Origin of the sequence: Streptomyces sp. NPDC058964 (genome assembly GCF_042741275.1) — a bacterium.
Lineage (GTDB): Bacteria > Actinomycetota > Actinomycetes > Streptomycetales > Streptomycetaceae > Streptomyces.
In genome coordinates this window covers 565-6114 of sequence record NZ_JBHYKH010000510.1, presented here as the reverse complement: position 1 = coordinate 6114, position 5550 = coordinate 565, and the positions used below count along the sequence as shown (strand labels likewise).

The 5550-nt window shown below is 76.4% G+C and carries 3 protein-coding genes and 1 pseudogene; 1 reads left to right on the top strand and 3 read right to left on the bottom strand.

Annotation, left to right across the window (positions count from 1 at the left end; genetic code table 11):
• Positions 1–127: 127 nt before the first annotated feature.
• A complete protein-coding gene (locus tag ACFW2E_RS38680; RefSeq protein WP_384474285.1) occupies positions 128–2305 on the bottom strand; it encodes a SpoIIE family protein phosphatase in 2178 nt (725 codons plus the stop codon).
• Between the two features lie 334 nt (positions 2306–2639).
• Between ACFW2E_RS38680 and ACFW2E_RS38675 the strand changes: the two genes are divergently transcribed.
• The gene (locus ACFW2E_RS38675; protein ID WP_384474283.1) at positions 2640–3248 is read left to right on the top strand and encodes a LuxR C-terminal-related transcriptional regulator; all 609 of its coding nucleotides are present in this window, start codon (positions 2640–2642) and stop codon (positions 3246–3248) included.
• Here the strand turns inward: ACFW2E_RS38675 and ACFW2E_RS38670 are convergent.
• Together ACFW2E_RS38670 and ACFW2E_RS38665 are read right to left on the bottom strand one after the other, a co-directional pair.
• The gene (locus tag ACFW2E_RS38670; RefSeq protein ID WP_384474288.1) at positions 3225–5231 is read right to left on the bottom strand and encodes an ATP-binding cassette domain-containing protein; all 2007 of its coding nucleotides are present in this window, start codon (positions 5229–5231) and stop codon (positions 3225–3227) included. The two genes, ACFW2E_RS38675 and ACFW2E_RS38670, sit on opposite strands and share 24 nt — an antisense overlap.
• 65 nt (positions 5232–5296) lie before the next feature.
• Positions 5297–5550, bottom strand: a pseudogene (locus ACFW2E_RS38665) (hypothetical protein); the annotation flags it as partial.

Sequence of the window (5550 nt, the reverse complement as noted above, 5' to 3'; positions counted from 1 at the left end):
ACGGGTGCCCAGTCCGGGACGGGGGCGCACACCGCCACCGCACCCGACACCCCCTGAGCGGCCCCACCCGCGTGTCCGGCCGAGGGTGGACGTTCCGGCCCTCCGGCGGGAGGGCCGGACCGCGTCGTCATGAGCCGGGGATGCGGGGGACCGGCGGCTCGCACTCCCGCGCCCGCAGCAGCAGCACCGCCACGTCGTCGACCCGGTCCCGTGCGGCCACGCTGTGCCGGACCAGCTCGTCGGCCAGCTGCTCCAGCGGCTGGTCCCCGATCCTGGCCAGCAGTTCACCGAGGTCGGCCAGAGCGTCCTCGATGTCGACGCCGGGCGACTCGATGAGGCCGTCGGTGTAGAGGACGAGGACCGAGCCGGGGGAGAAGTCGACCTCCGTCGTCGGGTACGTCGCCTCCGCGTCGATGCCCAGCAGCGGGCCGCCGGCCAGGTCCAGGACCCGCACCCGCCCGTCCGGCCGCCTCAGCAGCGGCGGCGGATGCCCCGCCCGGGCCATCACGGCCCGGCCGTGCGCCGGGTCGAGCCGCAGGTACAGACAGCTCGCGAACAGATCTGCACCGAGGTCCACCAGCAGCCGGTTGGTGCTGCTCATGACGTCCTCCGGCGCCTGACCGCCGGTCGTGAACGCGCGCACCCCGGTGCGGATCTGTCCCATCAGCCCGGCCGCGGTCACGTTGTGCCCCTGGACGTCCCCGATCACCGCCGCGGCCAGCGGCCGCGTGGGCACCAGGTCGTAGAAGTCGCCGCCGATCTCCATGCCCTGCGTGGCCGGCAGATAGCGCGCGGCCGCCTCGATACCGGGCGGCGGCACCAGCGAACGAGGCAGCAGCGCCGCCTGCAGACCGTGCGCCAGCTGGTTCTTGGCGTCGTACAGCAACGCCCGCTCCAGGGCCTGCGCGATGAGCCCGCCCAGGCTCGTCAGGACGGCCCGCTCGTCCGCGGGGAACACATGCGGCTCCGCGTAGGCGAGCACACACGTCCCCACCGGCCGCCCGGAGGCGATCAGCGGCAGGTAGGCCCAGGCCGCGAAGTCGCCGGGCAGGCCGCTCTGCTCCGGATACAGCCGGTCCAGCTGCGGCCGGGAGTCGAAGAACGCGGGCACCCCGCTGGTGAGGACGTGCGTGCCCGGCATCCGCTCGGACAGCGGCGTGCCGTCGAACCGCTCGACGAGGTGGGGGTTGGCGTACCCGCGGTGCCCGAGCACGTGCAGCCGCCCGGCCTGCGACCGGCACAGCACCACGGCCTGGCTGCCCACGGCCGGCACGATCTCGTCCGCGACCAGCTGCACCACGTCCTGCACGCCCACCGCCTCCGTCAGCGCGCCGGCCAGGCTCAGCACCTGGGAGATGGTGACCAGACGGGACGGACCCGCGCCGGTCTGCGGCGCGCCGCGCGCCATCTCCGCCACCGCCCGGGCCCGTGAGATGCGCACGCTCAGCCCGGTGGTGCTCGGGTAGAGCCGGAACGACAGCCAGTCGCCCGGAGGGCGCAGCGCCACGAACGACGTCACGTGCTGGCTGATCAGCGCGGCCCGGTAGCGGTCCTCGTACATCGGGTCGTTCAGCCAGGGCACCGAGGCCCACAGATGGGTGCCGAGCAGCCGGCCGGTCTCCGTCCCGAGGAGTTCGGCCGCCGCCGCGTTCGCGAACCCGACCCGGCCGTGCAGATCCAGCGACACCAGCCCGTACGGCAGCCGCGCCACCATCCGCGCGGCCTCGACCGCGCCCAGCGTGCCCGCCACGCCGGTCACGGTCGCCGCCAGCAGGTCCGGTTCCGGATGCACCGGGCGGTTGTCCTCGGCGGCCCGCTCCAGCCGTGCCGCGAGCCGGTCGCAGGCCGCCGTGAGATGCTCCCGCTCCCGCTCGGACAGGTCCGGCGGATGAGAGCCGGGCCAGGTCACGAAGACGGCGCCGTACACCCCGTTCGCGGTGGCCAGGGGCAGCGCGGCCAGGGCGAAGGGATAGGGCAGGACCACCGCGATACGGGGGTAGCGGCGGGCCATGTCGTCCTCGCCGCCCACCCAGATCAGCCGCCGGCAGCGGACCGCCTCCGCGACCGGGATCGGCGCGCTCAGCCCCACCCGCTCCCACGGCGCCGCGAACGCCCGCGGCAGCCCCGCCATCACCGCCATCTCCAGTACCGGTTCGCCGGAGGCCAGCAGGTACACCGCCCCGGAGTGCGCGTGGACCTCGTCCATCATCGCCGCCAGCGACAGCGACAGCAGCGGCCGTCCCACTCGCGCCCCGGTGGCCGCCGACGCCTGCGCGGGCGTCTGCCCGTCGGACACGCCGACCACCTCCTCGCACGGCCGCGCGTCGCCCCCCAGGGGTCAAGGCTCTCTCCTGGCGGCGCGCCGCGCACGGCGAGCGGGCCGCGGCCGGGCACACCGGCCCCCGCGACCTGCCCGTGGACCGGGGCGCGACCCCCGCCGTCGGCGGGCCGCGCGCGTACCCCGTCCGGTCCGGCCCATGCCCCCGCAGTCGAAGCGTGAGGCGGCACACGGGCGCCGAGCGTGCGCCCCCGCGCACCCCGATGGCCGGATCTCCGCGTCCACGAACGGTCACAGACGCCAACAATGGGGCACGCGTTCACCACGTGGAACCGAAGCGCGGCGAGCTGGAGGGGCGGCAGTGATCCGGGTACTTCTGGTGCACGACTCGTGTCTGGTGCGATCGGTACTGGCGGAGTGGCTCGGCCGGGAACCCGGCCTGGGCGTGCACGACACGCCGTGGCACAGCGCGTCCGGGCAGGTGCTTTCCCTGCGGCCGGACGTGTGCGCCGCGGACCTCGAGTGCTCGGACCCCCAGGGCGCACCCCCGCTCGCCGACCTGCGCGCGGCAGGCCCCGGCCCGACACCACCGCGCCTTCTCGTGCTTGCCAGTGCGAACAGACCCGGGCTGCTCAAGCGGGCGGCCGAGGCGGGGGCGCTCGGGTACGTCGACAAGGCGGGCCCGCCGGAGCGGCTGGTGGGCGCGATCCGGCGGGTCGCCGAGGGAAGACGCTTCGTCGACGAGTCCCTGGGGTTCGGCTTCCTCAAGGCCGCCGAGATGCCGCTGACGCGACGCGAGCTGAGCGTGCTGTCGCTGGCGGCCGGGGGAGCGTCCGTCGCGGAGATCGCCGGGAGCCTGCACCTGTCCCACGGCACGGTGCGCAACTACATGGCGGCGATCACCCGCAAGACCGGGGCGCGCAACCGCATCGACGCCATACGCATCTCACGGGGCGAGGGGTGGCTCTGACGGCGCGGCAGCCGGCGCGGGCGTCCAGCCGCCGACCAGGTCCCGGTACGGCGAGGACGTCCGCAGCAGCTCGTCATGGGTGCCGTACGCGGTGCACCGCCCGTCCATGACCAGGATCCGGTCCGCCCGCCGCGCCGAGCTGATCCGGTGGGCGACGACCACGAGGGAACCGCCCGGACGCTGCGCGAACGCGAGCTCCGCCCTCGCCTCCGCCTCAGGATCGAGATGGCAGGTCGCCTCGTCGAGCAGGACGAGCGGCGCGTGCGACAGATGGGCCCGGGTCAGCGCGATCAGCTGGCGTTCGCCCGCGGACAGCGCGGCCGGGTCCACCCGGGCCGAGGGCCCGCCCAGCGACTCCAGCAGCGGTGCGACCGCGGCCCGGCGCGCGGGGACCCCCCGGGCGGGGGCGCCCCCCCGCGACTCCAGCAGCGGTGCGAGCCCGACCGCCCCGGCGGCCGCCAGCAACTCGCCCTCCGGCACCGGGCCCGCCCGGAAATACCCGAGGTTCTCGGCGAGGGTGCCGGTGAACACGTACGCCTCCTGCGGGACGAGCACCCGCAGGGAGAGGGCTCCGGCCCCCGGCACGGCGTGCCCGCAGATCCGGATCCGCCCCCGTGCGGGTTCCAGCAGTCCGGCGACCAGGGCGGTGAGCGTCGACTTGCCGATACCGCTGGGCCCGACGACGGCGAGACGGCCTCCGTGCGGCACGGTGAGGTCGAGGCCGTCGAGGATCGGCTCACGGGCGGTTCCGTAGGCGAAGGTGACGGAGGTCAGGTCGAGCGCGGCCCGTTCCCGGCGGGGGCTTGCGGTGTGGTGGTCGGTGGCGATCGGGCCGTTGGCCTGCGGGTCGGGGTTCGGTGCCGTGCGGTGCGGCGGGGTTCCGGGTGCTCCGAGCGGGCCGGCGGGGAAGGGGGCCGCCGGTCGCGGGTGTTCGGCCGGTCCCGGGCGTGGGATGCCGGTGGCGTGCGGATCGGTACGGCTCCGTCCCGCATGATCCCCCGAGGCTCCCGTTGCCCCGTGCCCGGCGTCTCCTGCCCCGAGGAAGGCCGCGGTGGCCGCTCCCGGGGCGTCCGGGCCGGCCGGAACCGGAGTGCCCCCGTCGCCCGGGGCCGCGGGCGACCGGAGCAGGCGGCGCAGGACGACCGTCAGGCGGGCGCCGCTCGTGCCCACACCGTGGACGAGGTTCTGGAGCGCGGGCAGGAGCGACTGCGTGACATAGGCGAGGGCGCCGACCAGGTCACCCGGGGTGACACCGTGGCCGAGGAGCCAGGGCGCGGCGGCCAGGAGCAGGACGCCCGGCAACTGGCCGCCGACGGCGAGGGACGCCACCCGCAGGACGCCCCAGTGGGCCAGCGAGCGGGCGGCGTGCAGTTCCGCGTCGACCAGCGACCCGGTCCGGGTGGCGACGTGCCGCTCCGCCCCGGCCGCCGTGATGTCCCGCAGTCCCGGGCAGACCGTGCCCAGGTCCGCCGCGAGGGCCTCGTCGGCGAGGAGCAGGGCCTCCTGCCGGCGGGCCAGGGGGCGCAGCGTGACCGCGAACAGGCCCAGACCGGCGGCCAGCGGAGGTACGACGACCAGCAGGAGCGGCGGGGCCAGCGAGCCCAGTCCGACGAGCGCGCCCAGCGCCGTGAAAACGAAGGAACGGGACACCATCACCAGACCGGCGAGGGTGTCCCGCGCGATCTCCACCTGCTGGGTGAGCGCCGACAGCACCCCGCCGTCCGCCTCCCGCACCCCGCGCGCCACCACCCGCTCCACGAGCCGGTCCCGCACCGGCTCGACCAGCGCCGCGACCACCCCGTACACCCGCCCGGTCCCGTACGCCCCCACCACGACCCCGGCCCCGGCCCACGCGAGCCACAACAGCCCGGCCCCGGCACGCCCCGCCAGGAATCCCCGGTCCAGGGCGCGGGCCAGCGCGTACCCGACGAGGAAGGTCTGCGCCGCCTCCAGCACCGACCACGCGCCGAGCCGTACGAGCACCCGACGGCGGTCCCGCAGGAAGCGGGCCACGGCCCGGAGCCGGCCGTGGCGTCCCGCCCGGCCGGTCACCGACGTGCCCCATCCGGTGAGGCGTCCCCGTCGCAGACCCCGAACACCGCCCGGTATTCGGGGTCCCGCCACAGCTCCTCGTGCGTCCCCACCGCCCGCACCCGCCCTCCGTCCAGCCAGGCCACCGCGTCGGCCAGGGCCGCCGTCGCCGCCCGGGGGGCGCCCCGAAAACGGGGGGGGGGGGGGGGCCCCGCCCGCCGCGCCCCGGGGGTGTGGGGCGCCCCGGGCGGGGGCCCGCGGGGGAGGGCGG